Source organism: Paenibacillus sp. 1182 (assembly GCF_017833915.1).
Lineage (GTDB): Bacteria > Bacillota > Bacilli > Paenibacillales > Paenibacillaceae > Paenibacillus > Paenibacillus polymyxa_D.
Map to the genome: position 1 here is coordinate 140858 of NZ_JAFICR010000006.1, position 21023 is coordinate 161880.

General features: G+C 45.1%; 17 protein-coding genes. 16 read left to right on the plus strand and 1 reads right to left on the minus strand.

What is annotated here, in order from left to right; genetic code table 11:
- Positions 1 to 7: 7 nt before the first annotated feature.
- Positions 8 to 1093, minus strand: a complete 1086-nt coding sequence (locus JOD82_RS14145; protein ID WP_029517766.1) for a coiled-coil domain-containing protein — start codon at positions 1091 to 1093, stop codon at positions 8 to 10.
- Positions 1094 to 1390: 297 nt separating this feature from the next.
- Here JOD82_RS14145 and JOD82_RS14150 point away from each other — a divergent pair, with 297 nt between their 5' ends.
- From JOD82_RS14150 to JOD82_RS14225, 16 genes are all read left to right on the plus strand, one after another.
- Positions 1391 to 2041 (plus strand): RsfA family transcriptional regulator, encoded by a 651-nt coding sequence (locus JOD82_RS14150; protein WP_029517765.1) that lies wholly within the window; start codon positions 1391 to 1393, stop codon positions 2039 to 2041.
- A 126-nt stretch (positions 2042 to 2167) separates the two neighbouring features.
- A complete protein-coding gene (locus JOD82_RS14155; protein ID WP_069010277.1) occupies positions 2168 to 3127 on the plus strand; it encodes a ketopantoate reductase family protein in 960 nt (319 codons plus the stop codon).
- A gap of 4 nt (positions 3128 to 3131) precedes the next feature.
- A complete protein-coding gene (locus JOD82_RS14160; protein ID WP_013311106.1) occupies positions 3132 to 3521 on the plus strand; it encodes a DUF3397 domain-containing protein in 390 nt (129 codons plus the stop codon).
- A 153-nt stretch (positions 3522 to 3674) separates the two neighbouring features.
- Positions 3675 to 5378: a peptide ABC transporter substrate-binding protein gene (locus JOD82_RS14165; RefSeq protein ID WP_029517764.1), complete on the plus strand. Its 1704-nt coding sequence runs from the start codon at positions 3675 to 3677 to the stop codon at positions 5376 to 5378.
- Positions 5379 to 5580: 202 nt separating this feature from the next.
- On the plus strand, positions 5581 to 6513 hold the full coding sequence (locus JOD82_RS14170; protein ID WP_029517763.1) for an ABC transporter permease: 933 nt from the start codon (positions 5581 to 5583) through the stop codon (positions 6511 to 6513).
- A 4-nt stretch (positions 6514 to 6517) separates the two neighbouring features.
- Entirely contained in the window at positions 6518 to 7468 is a 951-nt protein-coding gene (locus JOD82_RS14175) for an ABC transporter permease (protein ID WP_029517762.1), read from the plus strand.
- Between the two features lie 11 nt (positions 7469 to 7479).
- Positions 7480 to 8418 carry an ABC transporter ATP-binding protein gene (locus JOD82_RS14180; protein WP_029517761.1) on the plus strand — a complete coding sequence of 313 codons (939 nt, stop codon included), beginning with the start codon at positions 7480 to 7482 and terminating at the stop codon, positions 8416 to 8418.
- Positions 8419 to 8540: 122 nt separating this feature from the next.
- Positions 8541 to 10172, plus strand: a complete 1632-nt coding sequence (bshC, locus tag JOD82_RS14185) for a bacillithiol biosynthesis cysteine-adding enzyme BshC (RefSeq protein WP_029517760.1) — start codon at positions 8541 to 8543, stop codon at positions 10170 to 10172.
- A 65-nt stretch (positions 10173 to 10237) separates the two neighbouring features.
- Positions 10238 to 11503, plus strand: a complete 1266-nt coding sequence (locus JOD82_RS14190) for an adenosylhomocysteinase (RefSeq protein ID WP_013311100.1) — start codon at positions 10238 to 10240, stop codon at positions 11501 to 11503.
- Between the two features lie 331 nt (positions 11504 to 11834).
- Positions 11835 to 12272: a division/cell wall cluster transcriptional repressor MraZ gene (gene mraZ / locus JOD82_RS14195; protein ID WP_013311099.1), complete on the plus strand. Its 438-nt coding sequence runs from the start codon at positions 11835 to 11837 to the stop codon at positions 12270 to 12272.
- 17 nt (positions 12273 to 12289) lie between these two features.
- Positions 12290 to 13240 carry a 16S rRNA (cytosine(1402)-N(4))-methyltransferase RsmH gene (gene rsmH, locus JOD82_RS14200; RefSeq protein ID WP_023989455.1) on the plus strand — a complete coding sequence of 317 codons (951 nt, stop codon included), beginning with the start codon at positions 12290 to 12292 and terminating at the stop codon, positions 13238 to 13240.
- A gap of 24 nt (positions 13241 to 13264) precedes the next feature.
- Positions 13265 to 13645 (plus strand): type VI secretion system membrane subunit TssM, encoded by a 381-nt coding sequence (locus tag JOD82_RS14205; protein ID WP_029517759.1) that lies wholly within the window; start codon positions 13265 to 13267, stop codon positions 13643 to 13645.
- A gap of 60 nt (positions 13646 to 13705) precedes the next feature.
- Positions 13706 to 16060 (plus strand): penicillin-binding transpeptidase domain-containing protein, encoded by a 2355-nt coding sequence (locus JOD82_RS14210; protein ID WP_069010278.1) that lies wholly within the window; start codon positions 13706 to 13708, stop codon positions 16058 to 16060.
- Positions 16061 to 16141: 81 nt separating this feature from the next.
- Complete coding sequence (locus JOD82_RS14215; protein WP_025721601.1) at positions 16142 to 18058, plus strand: stage V sporulation protein D; 1917 nt, start codon at positions 16142 to 16144, stop codon at positions 18056 to 18058.
- A 55-nt stretch (positions 18059 to 18113) separates the two neighbouring features.
- The gene (locus JOD82_RS14220; protein WP_069010279.1) at positions 18114 to 19601 is read left to right on the plus strand and encodes a UDP-N-acetylmuramoyl-L-alanyl-D-glutamate--2,6-diaminopimelate ligase; all 1488 of its coding nucleotides are present in this window, start codon (positions 18114 to 18116) and stop codon (positions 19599 to 19601) included.
- Entirely contained in the window at positions 19601 to 21004 is a 1404-nt protein-coding gene (locus JOD82_RS14225) for a UDP-N-acetylmuramoyl-tripeptide--D-alanyl-D-alanine ligase (protein WP_069010280.1), read from the plus strand. Before JOD82_RS14220 ends, JOD82_RS14225 begins: the two co-directional genes overlap by 1 nt.
- Positions 21005 to 21023: the final 19 nt, after the last annotated feature.

A 21023-nucleotide genomic window follows, 5' to 3' on the forward strand; every position in this document is an offset into this window, starting at 1 on the left:
CAAAAGCTTATTTAAAGTTTAATTCGAGCTTAACTTCAAGCATTCCTGCTAAAGTGCGTACTTCTGTGGCTTTGACATAGGAAATAAGCTGCTGTGGGTAGAAACCCAGATCAAAATCCCTTTCCAGCTTGTTGCGGGTCGTATCAGGTAGTTCCAGACCATTAAATACTAATCGATCCACATGAAATAAAATTGCATTTTTCGGTTCATTCTCTACCGTGTAGTGACCTTCTACCCTTAATTTCATCGTTCCTTGTTGGCCTTCTACCATAATTTGATCCTGCGCAAATGTAAAGTTGAAGTGATTAAACAATTCATTTTCTGACTTTAAAAAACGGTTAAAGTCCTCTTCACGAATGCTTATCGTAATGACTTTTCCATTTGTAACCATGGCACCTTGTTGTTGTTGAATGAATTGCGGTAAATCCTGCATAGCTTGAGCTAATGCTTTAAAGTGTTTATTTACCTCGTAGACACCTACATTTTCCCAATAAGCTGTCATTTCGCCAATTAGCTTGCGTAGGGTATCCGGGTCATTACTGGCGCTAACGCCGTCATTTACACGCGACTGAAGCAGGACAATGCGTTTGCGTTGAGCCAGTAAGTTTGTTTTGACTGTCTCCAATTCCATTGACGCTTGGATGACTTGTTGTTCTGTTTTTCGCATAGATTGATAATTGGATTCGTATTCTTGAAGCACATCCTGATCGTGACTAATCAATAACAAGTAGTAATCGTACAGAGAGAGAAGTTGCCTTATACTTTTTGCCCCTAGCACCACACTTAACAGCTTGTCCCTTTCCCCCATATAATAAGATCGCAGCACAGAGCCTGCACGCTTCCGTTGTATGGTCATTTGCTCTTGCTGAACGGTGAGGTTACTTCGCAGTTCCTGCTGGCGCTGCAAAAGAGTCTGTTGCTCCTGACTGATTCGCTCAATTTCATGGTCTATCTCTACAATCGACAGACTATCTTGTAAAATCTGACTTTCTTCTTGGGAGGGAGCGGCTAGAGTAGGACGTACATATATGAAAGTTAGCAACATAATGGTGCTCAGCAGGGTGCTGATTGTGATTTTTATTCGTTTGTTCATTTGGTTTCCCCTTTTATGTATTCCCGAAAAAAACTCATGGTAATGTATATGATCCTTTCTGTTTCTTTAACCATTCATTTTATTGTACAGCAGTCTGAGCATGCTTGAAACCCGAAACTGTTTACGTTCACGTATGAGTTCTTGCAGAAATGGAAATACAATTTAGTATCAAATAGATTCTATGAACTCTACGAGAGGCATAGGAATGAATAAACAGCTTTTATACCCTATTCAAATACCGGCAGGATCGGTTCATGAAGACGGTTATTTCAGGATGTTGTTAGGAGGGCTAGAGGCATGACTGCAATAAGACAAGATGCATGGAGTGTGGAAGATGACTTGATATTGGCGGAGGTGACATTGCGGCATATCCGTGAAGGTGGAACGCAGCTTGCTGCGTTTGAGGAGGTTGGACAAAAGATAGGAAGAACCTCTGCAGCATGCGGCTTTCGTTGGAACAGTTGCGTGCGCAAACGTTACGATGAAGCAATTAGCATTGCCAAAGCACAGCGCCAGAAGCGCAGTTATATCCGCAAGCAGAACCCGGTAGGTGTATCACAGGTTGCGGCTTTTGCCTCGCTTGATACAGTCGAAGGTGGGTACAGAACGGATGGTACGAGTGAGGATACATTATCTATTGATGCAGTAATTCGTTTCTTGCGTCAATGGAAGGGATCCGTCCAGGAAACGAATCGGCAGATTAAGATGCTGGAGAAAGATTTACGGGAAAAGGAAGAAGAATTGAGTCAGCTTCGCTCCATTAATGACCGGCTGTCCAAAGAAGTGAATGAGGTGCAAACCGACTATCGTGTTGTGAATGATGATTATAAAGCTCTGATTCAGATTATGGACCGGGCTCGGCGCTTGGCTCTAATTACTGAAGATGAGGAAGAGCTTAAATCCAGATTCAAAATGGATGCCAATGGGAATCTGGAGCGCATTGAGTAACAAGATTACTTCTGCAATTCTGAAATAAAACGTCAACTAGCGCTTTGCCGTAGTTGGCGTTTTTTGTATTTCTTTAGAGTGCATATGATATAGTAGAAAAAAAGATGGAAGCGAGACGATACAAAGGTGATTGATATTATTGGAGCGGGTTCGCTAGGATTGTTGTTTGCGGGGAGGTTGTCTGCTTCAGGTACGAAAGTAAGGCTGTGGACACGTACACTTGAACAAGCACGCGTCATTACTCATGAAGGAATTACTGTGTTTGATAAGGAGGGGCAGGTGGCAGTACATATGTCTGGAGATAAATTGAAGGTAGCGCCATTGGCAGATTGGCAACGGTTAAATTCACAGGCTCCGGCACGATGGATAATGCTTATGACCAAACAGGGGGCGATTGAGGAAGTATTAGAACAGATCCAGCCTGCAGCTCAAATGGACAGAGATATAGGAATCGTTTGCTTGCAGAATGGAATCGGTCATATAGAACGCATTAGAAAGGCTTGGCCTAAAGCTGTGGTATACCCTGCTGTGACGACTGAAGGAGCCAAGAGGCAGGGAGTCGCATCTATTGTACATGCAGGATCGGGTGTTACTGAAATAGGTTGTTCGGAGGAAGGGGAGGAGTCGAAGAACAATAATTTTAACCAATGTGTGCTAAATCGGCTGCTTGCAGCAGGATTTGACGCTTGCTTGTCGAAAGAAATCGAGAACGGTATGTATCGCAAGTTGTTGATCAATGCTGTAATCAATCCGCTGACGGCGGTATGGCGAGTTCGTAATGGCGAGCTGCTTTCGCACCCTATTCGAATACATATGATGCGCAGGTTGTACGATGAAGGCATTCAAGTGTATGAAGCTCATGGTATCCACTGGGAAAACGCATGGTGGGAGCAAATTATAAATGTATGCCGGTCAACGGCAGAAAATCACTCGTCCATGCTAGCTGATGTACTTGCACAGTCCATGACAGAAGTTGCTTCAATTAACGGACAACTGGTGCAGATGGCAGATCAGGCTGGGGTTACTGCACCAACTCATGAGGTATTGTGGCAATTAATTGAAGGTATGCGGCTAAAAGAGGGGTGATCAGTTGAGTCTTATACAAGGTACTATTATCACTTTCAGTATTCTTCCCTTTTTTCCGTTTTTGATCGTGTTTGCGGTTTGTCGCTACATTCTTAAAATGGAAAAAAAGAAATCGTTACTTACTTCTATGGATATTACCACGTTTTTTCTGATATTTTCCGTCGCAGCACTCTTTAACGTCATTTTTACATCTCGATTCGGTTTTTATTTGATTCTACTGCTCCTATTACTGGCCTTGGGTTTAATTGGAGGAGCTCAAAATCGAATAAAAGGGAAGGTTGATGGTAAAAGATTATGTAGAGCGGTCTGGAGATTAACTTTTATAGCAATGACATTGGCGTATATTTTGTTGACTGTTGTTGGCATATTTAAGAATATATTCAACATCATGTGATATAACATGACATGAAATGGTGAAAAAATATGAATTAATCATGTTTTTTTGAAAAAAAAGCTTAATTTGAAGAAATGTAATGTAGATTTTTTTGACCGCTGGTTGTATAATCTATAAACATATACCACTTTAGAACTAGGGGGAAAACGCTAGATGAAAAGGAAAAGCTTTTTAGTCCTTTTGACACTCATTCTTGCAGTTGGCGCATTGCTCGCAGGTTGCGGCTCCAGCAAGAACGATACCAATGGTAAGGGCGCACAAGAAAACACCTCGACTACGCCGGCTCCGGCCGACAAGCAAATTTTGCGCATTAACCTTGCATCCGAGCCGCCAACGTTCGATCCGGCACAGGCTCAAGATACTCAAGCAAACACTGTTTTAAAAACAATGTATGAAGGTCTTGTTCGCATGGGCCCTGATGGTAAAGAAATTCCTGGCGTAGCTGAATCTTGGAAAATTTCCGATGACGGCAAAACCTATACGTTTAAGCTTCGCGATACTGCAAAATGGAGTAATGGCGACCCAGTCAAAGCAAGCGACTTCGTATTTGCTTGGCAACGGGTATTGGATCCTTCCACGGCTCCTGCACCTCCATATGCTTACCAATTGTACTATATCAAAAATGCTGAGGGTTACAACCTGAGCACTTCCAAATCTTTTAAAGGTACTAAAGTTACGGACTTCAAAGATGTAGGTGTCAAAGCAGTTGACGACCATACATTACAGGTAGAACTGGAACATGCAACACCTTACTTCCTGGGATTGACTTCTTTCTACACCTATTATCCGGTGCATCCGTCTGTTAAAGGTAATGATAAATGGGCGACTAAAAAAGAAAGCATGATCACTAACGGGCCTTTCACATTGTCGACTTGGGAGACAGGTCAAAAGATTGAGGTTTCCAAAAGCGAGAATTATTGGGGTAAGGACGAAATTAAACTGAAGAAAATTACAATGTCCCTTGTAAACAGCGGTGCAACAGAACTCGCTTCTTACAGAAGTGGACAACTTGATTATGCAGGTAAACCAAATGGTGAAATTCCTGCAGACCAAATGATGGCTGTGAAAAATGAAATGCCTAATGAATTCCAGGCTAAAGGTATAGCAAGCACCTATTACTATTTGTTTAACGTCACCGAAAAACCGTTCAATAATCTTAAAATTCGTAAAGCATTTGCAATGTCGATTCAACGTCAGCCGATTGTTGATAGAGTAACGATGGGTGGAGAGATTCCTGCTTACGGCTTTGTACCTCCGGGTATTAAAGGTTTATCTCAGGAATACCGTAATGAGCATAAAGATGATTATTTCAAAGAAGATGTAGCTGAAGCGAAGAAATTGCTTCAAGAAGGTATGAAGGAAGAAGGAGTAACTTCACTCCCTCCAATCACTCTACTCTACAATTCTACTGAAGGACACCAAAAAATTGCTTTGGCAGTTGCAGATATGTGGAAGAAAAGCCTGGGAATCGATGTGAAAACGCAAAACCAGGAGTGGGGCGTATTTATCCAAACACGTAACAAGTTGAATTTCCAAATTGCTCGTGGTGGATGGTCTGCTGACTTTAATGATCCGATGACATTCTTGGATATCTGGACAACTGGTAATGGCAACAATAATTCTGGATATTCTAATCCTGAATATGATGGTTTGATTAAAGCGGCTAAAACAGAAACTGATCCAGGAAAACGCATGGAAATATTTGCGAAAGCAGAGAAGCTTCTTGTTCAGGATGATATGGTTTTACTGCCGATTTATTACTACTCTAATACTTCTTTGACGAAACCAAATGTAAAAGGCGTTGCCTTGGATTTTAGTGGTGCAATTGATTTTACAAGAGCTTATATAACACAGTAAGTAGCTGATACTTGATTCTGAAGTTGAAGAGTTACTTCGGGATATATATGTGGGTACTGCCATATATATCCCGTTTTTTTTGTGTGTGAGGGTTCTTCTTAATATGATTAAATTAACCATGCATATAAGTAGATTGGACAACCCAACTCTATTTCTATAGAATCGAATGGTGTCGAAAAAATATGGGGGGTGTAAACGGGCGATGGCGCGTTATTTGATCAGTAAATTTATATTTATGCTTATTTCTTTGCTCATTCTGATCTCTGCGACGTTCTTTCTGATGAAGGCAATTCCAGGTAACCCTTTTATGAGCGAAAGAGCGACGTCTCCTGAGATTCAAGCCCGATTAATGGAACAGTATGGGTTGGATAAGCCTGTATATGTACAATATTTTAAATACTTAGGTGATATTGTTACGGGTGATTTTGGTATTTCTATGAAAAAATTGAATCAAGATGTGAGCGACATTATTGGACAGACCTTTATGGTATCATTAAAATTAGGTCTGGTAGCAATTATTGTCTCCATTATTGTCGGTATTTTACTAGGCATGCTGGCGGCTTTGTACCATCGTAGACTCATTGATACCGTAGCGATGATATTGGCAATTCTAGGTATTGCGGTTCCCAGCTTCGTTTTGGCATCATTAATCCAGTTCTTTTTTGCCCAAAAGTTGGAATTGTTTAATGTTATGGGTTTTGAGGGCCCAATGGACTACGTTCTGCCTGTTGCGGCTTTGTCCGCTCAACCAATTGCGTTTATTGCACGATTGACGCGTTCCAGTATGATAGAAGTACTGCATGCAGATTATATCAAAACGGCCAAAGCTAAAGGCTTGAAATCCATTACGATCATGTTCAAGCACGTTGTGCGGAATGCTATTTTGCCAGTTGTTACCTACGTAGGTCCAATGACAGCGAATATTATTACCGGATCTGTGGTTATTGAACGGATTTTCGGGATTGGCGGTATTGGTAAAGTGTTTGTGGAAAGTATCACAAGCCGTGATTACACTATGATTATGGGGATAACGATTTTTTACGGTGTTTTGCTTATGTTAGCGCGTTTTATTACAGATGTCGCGTATGGGTTTATTGATCCTCGGATTAAGCTGTCCGGCGGGAAGGAGGGGTAACTTTATGTCTGTGAAAGACAATGCTGTGAATTTGGATAAACTTCAGGTGAAACCGGAAGATTTCCAAAAAATAGGTGTCGATGAAAAGCAGTCTGAAGTTATTCAGCGAGAAAGCTTATCTGCTTGGCGCGATGCCTGGGAACGACTTCGTAAAAACAAGGTTGCAATGACTAGCTTGATTGTTTTAGTTCTGATTGTGCTTTTTTCTTTAATCGGCCCGATATTGTCACCCTATAATTATTACTCTAATGATTTACTCAGCACGAATCTGCCACCTTCCGCGGAGCATTGGTTCGGTACGGATGATCTTGGACGTGATATGTTTGTCCGTACATGGATGGGAGCACGGATTTCCTTGACGATAGGTCTGGCTGCAGCTTTGATTGATTTGCTGATTGGTGTTATTTATGGTGGAATTATGGGTTACTTTGGTGGCCGCGTTGATGAAATCATGAATAAATTTTCTGAAATCTTGTACTCCATTCCTTACTTGCTTGTTACGATCCTGTTGCTGGTTGTACTGGAGCCAAGTATCACTACAATCATTATTGCGCTTTGTGTGACCGGGTGGATTAACATGTCGTGGATTGTACGTGGTGAAATGATGCAACTCAAAAACAGAGAGTTTGTACTTGCTTCCCGTTCCATGGGTGCTGGAGCAGGTCGTTTGCTTTTCCGCCACCTCTTGCCTAATGCAGTAGGTCCGATCATCGTTACATTGACGTTGAGCGTTCCGACCGCTATTTTTTCCGAAGCTTTCCTGAGCTTCCTCGGGTTAGGGGTACCGAATCCGGAGGCATCGCTGGGTTCAATGATTGAATCAGCTCTGACCGGGTGGATGTATTACCCGTGGCGGATGCTTTTCCCGGCAGGTTTGATCAGTTTGATTATGCTTGCGTTCAACCTTTTTGGCGACGGCTTGCGTGATGCGCTTGATCCGAAGTTGAAGAAATAGGAGGTGAGATCATGGTGAGTAGCAACAATTTAATTGAGGTTGAAGGTCTTAAAAAGTATTTTAATGTTGGCAAAAACCGTGTGCTCAAAGCGGTGGACAACCTGAATTTCTATATTCGTGAGGGTGAAACGCTGGGTATGGTTGGCGAATCCGGCTGTGGTAAGTCTACAGCGGGTCGTACGATTTTGCGCTTGTATGAACCTACAGCAGGAAGCGTACGTTTTAACGGGACGGATATTTACAAATTATCACCGAGTAAAATGAAAGCCATGCGCCGTGATATGCAGATGATCTTTCAAGATCCGTATGCATCATTGAACCCGCGTTTTACTGTTTCTGATATTATTGGTGAGGCGCTGGATATTCACAATATGGCGGGTAGCCGTGCAGAACGTAAGAAACGGATTGAAGAGTTACTTGATCTGGTTGGTTTGAACCCTGACCATGCAACACGCTATCCGCATGAGTTTTCTGGTGGTCAACGTCAGCGGATCGGTATTGCACGCGCACTAGCGGTTAATCCTAAATTCATCATTTGTGATGAGCCGATTTCAGCTCTTGACGTATCTATCCAGGCTCAGGTTGTCAACCTGCTAAAAGAGCTTCAAGAACGTTTGGGTCTGACATATCTGTTCATTGCGCATGATCTGTCGATGGTTAAGCACATCAGTGATCGGGTAGCTGTAATGTATATGGGTAGAATGGTCGAGCTTGCAGAAAGCGCTGAGTTGTATGCAAATCCGATCCATCCTTATACGAAAATGCTTTTGTCGGCGATCCCACTTCCTGATCCAGAAGTAGAAGCTAACAAAAAACGGATTATTATGCCAGGCGACCAAGCAGGCCCGATTCATGATGCATCTGGCAATAAGACAGGGGCTTATAACCTGGAAAATGCCACGCTTATCGAAGTGTCTAAAGGACATTTTGTAGCTGAGCCTTACGCCTGATCTTGTTTTATGCAACAACCGCCGAGTTATTCGGCGGTTTTTTTTGTAGGAAGCTTTGACGTGGACATGGGCTTTCGGTACAATCAAGCAGTAAGGTTTTGGTGGAGACAGGAGGCAGACCCATGAAAATAATTCCGGAAACGCTTCGCGGAGGGTCGGCTTTGGCAGAAGATTATATACAGGGTACGGGACGCGCAAGCGATTTGTATGAGTATAATGTGCTGCACGCCGATGCTTATGCCCAACGGGCGAAGTGGCTGGATAAGACGGGGCATCTGCGATTAAACCGTAAGGATGTCGTAGCATGTCTTCGTATATACAATGAGAAATACAATTCGCATGAGGCGGTTCGTGCTTCATTGGACCGTCTGGATAGTCCAGATGCCTTAGTAGTAGCTGGCGGACAGCAAAGCGGACTGTTCACAGGTCCGATGCTGGTCATTTACAAAGCCGCTACAATTATTAAGGCAGCGAGAGAAGCTGAGGAACGGCTTGGACGTCCGGTTATCCCCGTCTTCTGGATTGCTGGCGAAGATCATGACTGGGATGAGGTCAATCATACATACGTAATGGCAAATGACCCACAAGCCGTCAAAATCAAGCTGAATAAGCAACTAGAACGCCGTTCTTCGGTTAGTGCGATTAAAGTTGATACTGTTGAGTGGAAGCAAGCGATAGCGGATATAGAGCAAAGCTTGCCAGATTCAGAACATAAGGCTGATATAATGCGCATGATTGAGAACGGATTAACGGACTCATATGGACTGAGTGAAGCCTTTGCCAAGTTGCTGGGCCTTTTGTTCGGCAGCTATGGATTAGTACTTTTGGATTCAGCAGATCCTTCGCTACGCAAGCTGGAAGCATCCGTTTTTAAGCGGCTGGTTCAGCACAATGATGAGTTGGAGCAGGCTTACCGGACGACTGCCACGCGGATCGTAGATTATGGCTATCATTTACAAGCGGATGTGCATGAAGGCGGCGCGAATCTCTTTTATATCCATGAAGATGAACGTTTGCTGCTTTTCAAAAAAGCTGGGCTATTCACAGATCGACACGGTCTGGTGGTGTTTACTGTGGATGAACTGCTTGAAGAGATAGATAGACATCCCGAACGTTTTAGTAATAATGTGCTAACTCGTCCTCTAATGCAGGATTCAATGTTTCCGGTGCTGGCATCTGTGCTGGGTCTAGGAGAGATTGCTTACTGGGCGATTACACGGGATGCTTTCGGGGTGTTGGAGATGCAGATGCCGATACTGCTGCCACGGATGTCTTTTACGTTGGTAGAGTCAGGTGTGGAGAAGCATATGCTTAAGTATGAATTAAGTTTTGGTCAAGTTCGAGACGGACTTGAGGAACGGAAAAAGCAATGGATTGCCACTCAAGACCAGCTTGGAATGCAGGATCAGTTTTCCGGGGCAAAGGAAGCTTTTGTCCGCATGTACGAACCGCTTGTGCAGCAGACAGGTTTGATTGAAAAAGGTTTGCTACGGCTTGGAGAAACCAACCGCGATAAGATTCTGTCACAGATCGCCTATCTGGAGGCAAAAGTTCAGGAAGCGTTGCTTCGACAAAATGAAACAGCACTTCGCCAGTGGGATCGTATTGAATGGTCGCTTTTCCCATTTGGACAGCCGCAGGAGCGGGCGTATACGATCTATCATTTTCTGAATCGTTATGGTCTCAGTCTGATGGATACGATTATGAATGTACCATTGGATTTGACGGGGACGCATCGTGTTATTTATGTATAATTTGTTGTTTTATATAGGATTTATCATGGAATAAAATTTAACCAATTTGAAGGAGGAAACAAAGTATGACTTCCCATTCTCTGCAAAATAGCATAGTTCACGATCTTAAATTGGCTCCTGAAGGTCATTTGAAAATTGATTGGGTAGAAGCACATATGCCGGTATTGAACCGTATACGTCAACAATTCGAGCAAGAACAGCCTTTTGCTGGTTTGAAGGTAACCATCTGTCTACATCTGGAGGCCAAAACGGCTTATTTGGCTAAAGTGGTACAAGCAGGTGGAGCGCAGGTAACTATTACGGGTAGTAATCCATTGTCCACACAAGATGATGTTTGCGCCGCATTAGTTGAAGATGGCGTTACAGTATTAGCTAAATACAATCCGGACCCAGAAGAATTCAAAAATTTGCAAATCAAGGCACTGGAAACAAAGCCGGATCTCATTATAGATGATGGTGGTGACTTGGTTACTCTGTTGCAATCCGAACGGCCTGATCTGATTTCTACGATCCGTGGGGGAGCAGAGGAGACAACTACTGGCATTATTCGTTTGAAGGCATTGGAAAAAGAAGGGCAACTTCACTTTCCGATGGTGGCTGTTAATGATGCTTACTGCAAATATTTGTTTGACAACCGCTATGGTACAGGACAGTCAGCTTTCGACGGCATTATTCGTACGACTAATCTGGTTGTAGCCGGAAGTACAGTGGTTGTGGTAGGTTATGGCTGGTGTGGCAAAGGGGTTGCAATGCGTGCGAAAGGGTTGGGAGCCAACGTTGTTGTAACCGAGGTTGATCCAATCAAGGCTGTAGAAGCCCATATGGATGGTTTCCATGTGTTACCAATGGTAGAGGCTGCCAAACTGGGTGATTTCTTTATTACAGTAACTGGTAACAAGGCTGTAATTACAGGGGAACACTTTGATGTGATGAAGGATGGGGCTGTGCTGTGTAACGCAGGGCATTTTGATGTGGAGGTTAGTAAGCCTGAGCTTGCTAAACGTTCCGAATCCATTCGTACGGTGCGTCGTAATATTGAGGAATATCGCTTTAAAGATGGACGTAAAATGTATTTGCTGGCAGAAGGACGCCTTGTGAATCTAGCTGCCGCCGATGGTCATCCAGCAGAAATTATGGATACGACATTTGCGCTTCAGGCGCTTGGCTTGAAATACGTGAATGATCGTTATAATGAGCTTGGTAAGGCCGTTATCAATGTACCTTATGAAATTGATGAGCAGGTAGCTCGATTCAAGCTTGATAGTCTGGGAATTCAAATTGACACGTTAACTGAAGACCAAAAGATCTATTTGGACAGCTGGAACGCGTAAGCGGATTTTTCGTCACGATTTTCGCTGCAAAAGTGTTGTGTTTTTAATGCAAGTGTTTGTTTAGGTTGACATAATGGACAGAGAGTAAGCCCTTTATTCCGTGTGGTTTCGAAACCTGATGCATATTGTCGGGTGCCGGCTTCATGGGATAAGGGGCTTTTTTGTATCTTATGACGCAGGGCTACAATAACAGACATAATGCTATGGATCCAGCTTCTATCACTTTTTGGTAATGAAAAAGAGGTCTTTGATTTTTTAAAGCGAATCTATTATGCTTAGGTGGTGGAAAGTGGGCCAAAGTGGGAGAATGGGGTAAGGGGTGACGAAACCAATGTTTATGGGGGAGTTCCAACATAGCATTGATGAGAAGGGTCGGCTTACTGTACCGGCCAAGTTTCGTGAACTTCTCGGTGCCTCGTTCGTGGTTACCCGCGGGCTGGACCAATGCCTCTTCGTGTATCCTATGGATGAGTGGGCTGTCATGGAGAAAAAACTTAAAGCACTGCCTCTGATGAAGGCCGATGCGCGGGCGTTTACCCGTTTTTTTTTCTCGGGGGCGACTGAATGCGAATTGGACAAACAGGGCAGGGTAAATTTACCGGGGAATTTGTGCGAATACGCCAAGCTTACTAAAGAGTGCGTCGTATTGGGAGTGTCCACCCGTGTAGAGATTTGGAGTAAGCACACTTGGGAGCAATATTTCAACCAATCAGAGGAAGCATTTAATGACATTGCTGAGAAATTGGTTGATTTCAACTTTGAATTGTAATTTAGGAGGTCAGCCGTTTGTTTCACCACATTACCGTACTCAAAGAAGAAGCAACACAGGCACTAAACATCAGGCAGGACGGGATTTATGTGGACTGCACGTTGGGAGGGGCAGGACACAGTTCCGTCATTGCATCACAGCTTGGCCCTGAGGGAAGGCTTATTGCCTTTGATCAGGACGACTGGGCATTGAACAATGCGCGAGAGAAGCTGTCAGCCTATGAAGGAAAGATTTCATTAGTGAAATCTAACTTCCGCCACTTGCAGGACAAGCTGACTGAATTGGGATTGCCCGAAAAAGACGGCGTCCCGCAGGTCCAGGGTATTTTGTTCGATCTGGGTGTGTCCTCGCCCCAGTTCGATGAGGGGGAACGGGGATTTAGTTACAATCATGATGCGCCGCTTGATATGCGGATGGATCAGAGTAGCTCGCTTACGGCTTACGAAATTGTCAATGAATGGTCGGAAGCAGAGATTGCGCGTATTTTGTTTCATTACGGAGAAGAGAAGTTTTCACGGCGGATCGCAAAGATCATGATTGAACGTCGATTGAACAAGCCTATTCACACAACAGGGGAACTTGTCGATATTATCAAAGAAGGAATTCCGGCTGCGGCACGCAGAACCGGGGGACATCCGGCTAAACGCAGTTTCCAGGCTTTGCGGATTGCTGTAAATGATGAGTTGGGTGCACTGGAAGATACTTTGCATCAGGCAATAAGATGTCTGGCTCCAGGAGGCAGAATTTCGGTCATTACATTCCATTCTCTGGAGGATCGGATATGCAAGCATATTTTCAAGGAGTATTTGGCGAAAAGCATCTATCCATCTGATTTGCCTATTTTGGAGGACAAAATGATAGGCGATCTGAAGCTGGTGAACCGTAAGCCGATTGTAGCGTCAGAGCAGGAATTGGAGCTTAATCCACGGTCCCGGTCAGCGAAGCTGAGAGTTGCCGAAAAATTGTAAATTTAATGGAGAAGGAGAGGCGACATGGCTTATACACGCGGTAATTTGGCTGTAAAAGAAAGAGCCCGTCAGGAACAGGTTCAGCAACAACGGTATCGTGAGACCACCAAAGTCGTTACACGCCGCAGAGAGCTGCCGATTCGAGAAAAGCTGCTGTATCTATTGACACTTGTAGCGTGCATTGTCATTGCTGGTATGTTGATTGGCAGGTACGCTCACATTTATCAAATCAATTATTCGATTAATACGGCAAGCAAGGACATTTCCAAATTACAGACCAATATCGCCCAACTGAAGATTCAAAAAGAGCGTCTGGAAAATCAGATCGTGCCGACTGCAAAGGAACAGGGATATATCGAACCAACAAGAGAGCCCATTCGTGTGGAAAAGCAGGCTGCCAAATAGTTAAGGGCATAGCATCAAGCTATGCTCTGACGTACATTTTTTTGCAGAGAGGTTTGAGCTATGGTCAAAAGAATAAAGCTTCGTACACTGCTGATAGGGGGATGTATTACCCTCTTTTTTCTTGTTCTGCTACTTAAGGTATTTTGGATTCAAGTTGTGAGCGGGGAGTACTGGCATAACCTGGTAGTTACTCAAGTGGAAAAAGATCAGGTGATTCAGCCCAAGCGTGGAACCATTACGGACCGTAAAGGAAACGTATTGGCTACGGATGCACCAGCTTATACGGTAGTTGTCAATCCTACCATTATTCAGGAGTATGATTTGGAGAATGAGGTTGTAGCTAAGCTACACCAATTACTCAAAACACCTGAGGATGAGCTGAGAAGGCATCTTTCTGCAAAGGATAAAGCGGGGAACTACTTAAAAAACCGCGAGATCCGCAATGGAGGCTGGAAGGTAGATCCTGAGGTCAAGGCACAAGTGGATACGTTCAAAGAGTATTTGAAGGATAAGTATCAAGTAATTGGAGCTGTGGACACTGTTCAAGGATCCAAACGCTATTATCCAGAAAATAAGCTGGCTTCCCATGTTCTTGGCTATCAAAGAAAAGATGGCACAGCAGGTATGGGGTTGGAAGCTTATTATAATAAAGAGCTCTCGGGGACGGCTGGAAAGCTTCTGTATCAGCGGGATCGGAAGGGAGTTCCTCTTCAAGGATCGGGAAGTGTCTATGAGCCGGCACAAAATGGTAAAAATTTAAAGCTGACGATTGACGATACGATTCAGTATTATATAGAGGATGCCATGCAGGAAGCTATTGCAAAATACAATCCGAAAACGATGACTGTGGTAGCGGCTGATCCCAAAACGATGGATGTTCTCGGTATGGCGACCTACCCGAATTTTAATCCCAATACATATGGGAGTACACCTTTGGAAAATTTCCGTAATAATGCTACTCAGTCCATCTACGAGCCGGGCTCCACGTTTAAGATTGTGACCTTGGCTGCCGCGGTTCAAGAAAAGGTATTCAATCCGAATGAATCCTACCAATCTGGTATGATTCGGGTCGGAGGTTGGGATATTCGTGACGTAAGCCGTAACTGGGGAACGTTAACTTATCTTCAGGGAGTCAAGCGTTCAAGTAACGTCGGCTTTGTCCATCTGGGGCTGGATAAGTTGGGTGGCGAAAGGCTGAAGAAATATATTAATAACTTTGGTTTCGGGGTGAAAACGGGTATTGATCTTCCGAGTGAGTCTACCGGAGCTATCACATTCCATACCCAGTACAAATCCGAGGTCGCAACAGCTTCATATGGACACGGACGTGTCCAGGTGACGCCAATCCAGCAGGTAGCTGCCATCTCGGCAATTGCTAACGGGGGGAAGCTGATGCAGCCTCATCTGGTAAAGGAAATTATAAACCCAGATACAGGCGAAGTGCAGACGATTCAGCCAAAGGAAATCCGCCAAGTGATTACTCAGGAATCTGCAGCTCAGACAAGTAGCTATCTGGAGCAGGTTGTGTCTGACCAGGAAATTGGTACGGGACGCCTTGCTTATATCGACGGATATCGTGTAGCTGGTAAAACAGGTACAGCGACGAAGGTCGTTGGAAAAGTATATGACCATTCGAAGGATGTCGTGTCCTTTATAGGTTTTGCACCGGTAAATGATCCGAAAATGGCTGTTTTGGTTGTTATGGACGAACCTAACAAATCGGTAGGCGGCGGTACAGCAGCAGCGCCTGTATTTAAAAAAATCGTATCCCAATCGTTGCAATATATGGGTGTTCCAAAAACGGGAACTAAAACGAATAAATCAGGCAGCGCTGTTGTAAAAACAGTGAATTTGCCAACGGTACCACAATTAACGGGTCAGGTGAAGAAGGATGCGCAAAACGCATTGCTCAAACAGGGGATTGCCTATGAAACGGTAGGCAAAGGCTCCAAAATTGTTCGCCAGTATCCTGAAGCAGGCGTCAAAATGAAACCCGGACAACGCATTTACTTGCTGACTGAGGATAGTGCCAACATGACTATCCCTGATTTTACAGGTGTTTCGTTGCGTGACACACTTCAAGTTCTAACCCTTATGAGGGTTGGTGTGCAGGTAAGCGGCGAAGGTTATGTCGTCTCTCAAAAGGCGCAAATGGTAAATGGAAAGCGAATCGTCAGTGTGATGCTTCAGCCGGCCAAAGAAACGGTGACCGGAGTGAAACCGGAGGATACACAGGACTCGACCAATGGAGTTGCAGCTAACCAGATTGGGAGCGCAACAAAAACGGAGGCCGATAATAAAAACGAATCCGGTACTACTGCCGAAGCTGGAACAGATGCGGGAGCTCCTAAGAGAGGAATATCGGCTGTTGCAGATGAGAAAAGTGCTGCTGAGATTAAAGGCGAGGATAACTGATAGCTTGTTCTAATGTTCGTTCTTTTGAATATTCATGAGGTAAGACATGTCATGAGTATTTGAGGAACGGAGGGAGCGCGTTTGAAAAAATCTAACGTGACCATGCGGCGAAGGCTGGTATGGGGGCTAATGGGATTATTTGTACTGTTTGCGGCCTTGTCGATCCGGCTCGCCTATGTTCAATTGGGTAAAGGAGGCGAGCTCTCGGCCAAGGCTGAGGATTCGTGGCGCCGCAATATTCCATTTGCCGCCAAGCGTGGCGAAATTTTGGATCGGCAGGGTACGGCGCTGACCTACAATGTCAGTTCGCCCACAGTCATGGCGATACCAGTACAGATTAAGAAGCCGGAAGAAACGGCACGCAGGCTGGCGCCCTTGCTGGATATGAGTGAGGATAAAGTGCTCAAGCTGATTACCAAACGAACAGCAAGCCAAAAACTTCAGCCCGGCGGACGAAAAATTACGATGGAGAAAGCGCAGCAAATTCGTGATTTGAAGCTGCCGGGTATCGTTGTTGCTGAAGACAACAAACGTTATTATCCTTATGGTGATCTAGCCGCTCATATTCTTGGGTTTACAGGAATTGATAATCAAGGGCTGACAGGCGTAGAGAAGCAGCAAAACAGTAAGCTTCGGGGAATTGACGGAAGTATTGCATATTTATCAGATGCAGGTGGTCGTCTGATGCCAGGTTCTTCCGAAAAATACATTGAACCGAAGGATGGACTGAATTTACAATTAACCATTGATAAGTCTGTGCAGTCCATTATGGAGCGGGAGCTTGACCAAGCCATGGTCAAATTTCAGGCGAAGTCCGCGTTGTCTATAGCTATGAACCCCAAGACGGGTGAAATATTAGGCATGGCTGGACGACCAAGCTATGAGCCAGCGCTATACAAGCAATATGCGCCTGAAATCTACAATCGAAATCTGCCTATCTGGATGACATATGAACCTGGGTCTACTTTTAAAATTATTACATTGGCGGCTGCCTTGGAAGAAAAGAAGGTCAATCTCAAAAATGACCGTTTTTTTGATCCGGGATATATTGAAGTCGGTGGAGCACGTCTGCGTTGCTGGAAGAAAGGCGGACATGGGAGCCAAACTTTCCTTCAAGTGGTGGAGAATTCTTGCAACCCTGGTTTTGTAACATTGGGGCAGCGGTTAGGCAAAGAAACACTGTTCAAGTACATTCGCAATTTTGGCTTCGGCAGCAAAACGGGGATCGACATGATTGGTGAGGGCAACGGCATTTTGTTCAAGCTACCTCAGGTAGGTCCTGTAGAACTGGCGACGACCGCTTTTGGTCAAGGGGTGTCTGTCACCCCGATCCAGCAGGTTACGGCTGTATCAGCGGCAATCAATGGCGGTAATCTTTACAAGCCTCACATTACAAAAGGTTGGGTTCAGCCGGGAACCGGAAAAGTGCTGGAAAAAGTAGAACCAGAACTGGTACGTAGGGTCATTTCAGAGGACACCTCCCGACAGGTAAGGGAAGCGCTGGAAAGTGTCGTTGCTAAAGGTACAGGTCGTCCTGCTTTTATTGAAGGCTACCGGGTGGGAGGTAAAACGGGGACAGCACAAAAGGTGATTAACGGGCGTTATTCTTCCTCGGAGCATATTGTATCCTTTATTGGTTTTGCACCGGCAGATGATCCGCAAATCGTCGTCTATACCGCTGTCGATAACCCGAAGGGCATTCAATTCGGCGGGGTTGTTGCTGCGCCAATCGTGCAAAATATTTTAAAGGACGCGCTGATTGCCTTAAAAATACCACCTCGCACCAATCAAATTGCCAAAGAGTACAAGTATGGAGAAAATCCGATCGAAACGGTACCTGATCTGGTAGGTGCTACTGCAGCTGATTTGTACGAAGATATGAATATGAACTTTATGCTCGTAAAATCCGGGTCAGGCAAGACGGTCGTGAGTCAGGCGCCGAAGCCGGGCTCCAGATTGGAGCGGGGATCAACGATCCGTATTTACATGGGGGATTGATAGGTTCATTTTATACCATACTATGAATAACGAGAGAGCAATGGAGGAATGAAAGATGCAGCTTCAACAATTGGCTTCACTGCTGGCCGTCTCCCGTGTCGTGGGTGACGGTACAGTGGATTGCCGAGGAATCGGGGCGGATTCACGTCGAGTGCAACCGGGAGATTTATTTCTGTGTCTGCCAGGTTTTACAGTGGACGGACATGAATATGCCGAGCAGGCAATTGCGTCCGGAGCGGCAGCTTTGGTCGTTGAACGGGAACTGGATGTACCTGTTCCGCAGCTTGTAGTTAAGGATGCACGACATGCCATGGCGGTTTTGGCGGATTATATGTTTGATTCACCGAGCCGACGCATGCGCATGATCGGCATAACCGGAACCAACGGTAAAACAACGATAACTTATCTGATTGAAAAGATCATGAAGGACGCCGGGGTGAACACCGGACTGATTGGTACGATTCAAATGCGTTACGGTGGTCAGTCTTATCCAATGTCTGGCACTACGCCCGAAGCGGTGGAACTTCAACGTTATCTGGGAAATATGGCAGAGCAGGGGGTTCAATGCTGTGTCATGGAAGTATCCTCACATGCGTTGGAGCAGGGTCGCGTCAAGGGAACTGATTTTCGCACAGCTATATTTACAAACCTGACGCAGGACCACCTGGACTACCACAACACAATGGAGGAGTACCGTGCTGCAAAAGGACTTTTGTTCTCTAGGTTGGGAAATGCTTTCTCGCGTGATGCATCAGATAGCAAATATGCTGTTCTGAATGCAGACGATCCGGCTTCTTCCTATTTGCAGGCTCAAACTGCGGCCCAAGTGATTACATACGGCGTGGAAAAGGAATCTGATGTGCAGGCATCTCGTATCACTATTGGTGCCAAGGGAACCTTCTTCCATGTGTCCACTTTTAAAGGAGATACCGATATTGAGCTTCGAATGGTGGGCAAGTTCAATGTGTACAACGCACTGGCGGCCATTACCGCAGCTCTGCTGGAGGGAATTTCGCTGGCGGATATCAAGAGGAGTCTAGAGTCTATCGCGGGCGTAGATGGGCGGGTAGAGCCTGTAGATGCGGGTCAGCCCTTTGCTGTTATTGTAGACTATGCCCATACACCGGACGGATTGGAAAATGTCCTTCGCACCGTAAAGGAATTTGCGGTCGGTAAAGTATGGTGTGTATTTGGATGCGGCGGTGACCGGGATCGTACGAAACGTCCGTTGATGGGGAAAATTGCTGCGCGTTACAGTGATCATTCGTTTATTACTTCCGACAATCCGCGAACAGAGGACCCGAAAGTGATTTTGAAAGACATCGAACAAGGGCTGATTGATGAAGGTATACCCGCAGAACGATACGAATTGATCGTGGATCGAAGAACTGCAATTCATAAAGCTGTTGAAATGGCAAGCCCTGACGATGTAGTATTGATTGCGGGAAAAGGTCATGAGACTTACCAGTTGATCGGAAAAACGGTGCATGAATTCGATGACCGCATCGTAGCCAAAGAAGCGATAAGGGGTTTATCCAAGTGATGAAAAGAACAATCGGTCAGATTGCATCTATGTGTGAAGGAACACTTCACGGAGAAGCGGACGCCGAACAGATAGTCGAAGGCGTTTTTACAGATTCTCGCAGGCCGCAGAGCCAAGGGTTGTTTGTTCCACTCGTGGGCGAACGATTTGATGGGCATAATTATGTGCAGCAGATCGTAAGTGAGGCAGGTGCAGCTGCATTTTTATGGCAAAAGGATCATGGCGTACCTCCGGCTGAGAACGCTATTGAGGTAGAGGATACGTTAGAAGCCCTTCAGCATCTAGCAGCTGCATACTTACGCGAAACTGGCGTTTCTGTCGTTGGGATCACGGGAAGCAACGGCAAGACGACAACGAAAGACATCGTAAACGCTCTGCTGGGCACGACTTTTAAAGTACACAAAACCGAAGGAAATTATAACAATCATATCGGTTTGCCTTTAACGGTACTGTCCATGCCGCAGGATACAGATATTCTCATTCTGGAGATGGGCATGAGTGGACGTGGAGAGATTCGTCTGCTGGCTAATATTGCCCAACCAGATGTAGCTATCATAACGAACATAGGCGAATCGCACTTGCTGCAGCTTGGTTCTCGTGCGGAAATCGCTCGTGCAAAGTTGGAAATCACAAGTGGCCTTAAGCCCGGTGGTTTGCTGATCTACAACGGGGATGAACCACTGCTTTCACAAGTGTTGGCGGAGTCTGAAACGGTCAAGCCTGAAGGTTTAAAATTATTTACGTTCGGGCTAGCTGCAGGCAACGATGACTATCCAACTGAAATCACTTCGGATGGAGAAGGTAGCTTATTCATAACAGCCCAATCTGGCAAAGAGGCTTTCCGACTTCCCTTGCTTGGACAGCACAATGTTGTAAATGGTTTGGCAGCACTGGCGGTAGCGCGTCATTTCAATGTCGATGCAGACCATATACGTAAAGGGTTGTCGTCTTTAAAACTGACGGGCATGCGTATTGAGGTCGTGAACTGTCCTAATGGACTTACTGTGCTAAACGACGCTTATAATGCCAGTCCGGCTTCTATGAAGGCTGCAATTCAGACGTTGTCTGCGTATAAAACGGATGGACGTAAAGTCGCCGTACTTGGTGACATGCTGGAGCTGGGACCTGAGGAAAAGCAATTCCATGAGGAAATTGGAATTTTCGCGGCAAAGCACGACGTAGAGGTACTGTTTACCTACGGTGCGTTAGGCACTTCGATTGCACAGGGCGCGCAAGGGTTGATGCCAGCTGTTAACGTGCACGCCTATACAGATAAGCAAGAGTTGATCCAGCATTTGCGGGTTCATCTCCACGCCAATGATATTGTGCTGGTTAAGGCATCCAGAGGGATGCGACTAGAAGAAATTGTGGATGCGCTGAAAAACGGTCCGCTACAGAACTGATGTTGACGAGAGGGAGACT

Bases quoted from the DNA above. Each gene is read 5' to 3' on its own strand.
- JOD82_RS14145 (WP_029517766.1), bottom strand. From the start codon at position 1,093: ATGAACAAACGAATAAAAATCACAATCAGCACCCTGCTGAGCACCATT.
- JOD82_RS14150 (WP_029517765.1), top strand. From the start codon at position 1,391: ATGACTGCAATAAGACAAGATGCATGGAGTGTGGAAGATGACTTGATA.
- JOD82_RS14165 (WP_029517764.1), top strand. From the start codon at position 3,675: ATGAAAAGGAAAAGCTTTTTAGTCCTTTTGACACTCATTCTTGCAGTT.
- JOD82_RS14170 (WP_029517763.1), top strand. From the start codon at position 5,581: ATGGCGCGTTATTTGATCAGTAAATTTATATTTATGCTTATTTCTTTG.
- JOD82_RS14175 (WP_029517762.1), top strand. From the start codon at position 6,518: ATGTCTGTGAAAGACAATGCTGTGAATTTGGATAAACTTCAGGTGAAA.
- JOD82_RS14180 (WP_029517761.1), top strand. From the start codon at position 7,480: ATGGTGAGTAGCAACAATTTAATTGAGGTTGAAGGTCTTAAAAAGTAT.
- bshC (WP_029517760.1), top strand. From the start codon at position 8,541: ATGAAAATAATTCCGGAAACGCTTCGCGGAGGGTCGGCTTTGGCAGAA.
- JOD82_RS14190 (WP_013311100.1), top strand. From the start codon at position 10,238: ATGACTTCCCATTCTCTGCAAAATAGCATAGTTCACGATCTTAAATTG.
- mraZ (WP_013311099.1), top strand. From the start codon at position 11,835: ATGTTTATGGGGGAGTTCCAACATAGCATTGATGAGAAGGGTCGGCTT.
- JOD82_RS14205 (WP_029517759.1), top strand. From the start codon at position 13,265: ATGGCTTATACACGCGGTAATTTGGCTGTAAAAGAAAGAGCCCGTCAG.
- JOD82_RS14210 (WP_069010278.1), top strand. From the start codon at position 13,706: ATGGTCAAAAGAATAAAGCTTCGTACACTGCTGATAGGGGGATGTATT.
- JOD82_RS14220 (WP_069010279.1), top strand. From the start codon at position 18,114: ATGCAGCTTCAACAATTGGCTTCACTGCTGGCCGTCTCCCGTGTCGTG.
- JOD82_RS14225 (WP_069010280.1), top strand. From the start codon at position 19,601: ATGAAAAGAACAATCGGTCAGATTGCATCTATGTGTGAAGGAACACTT.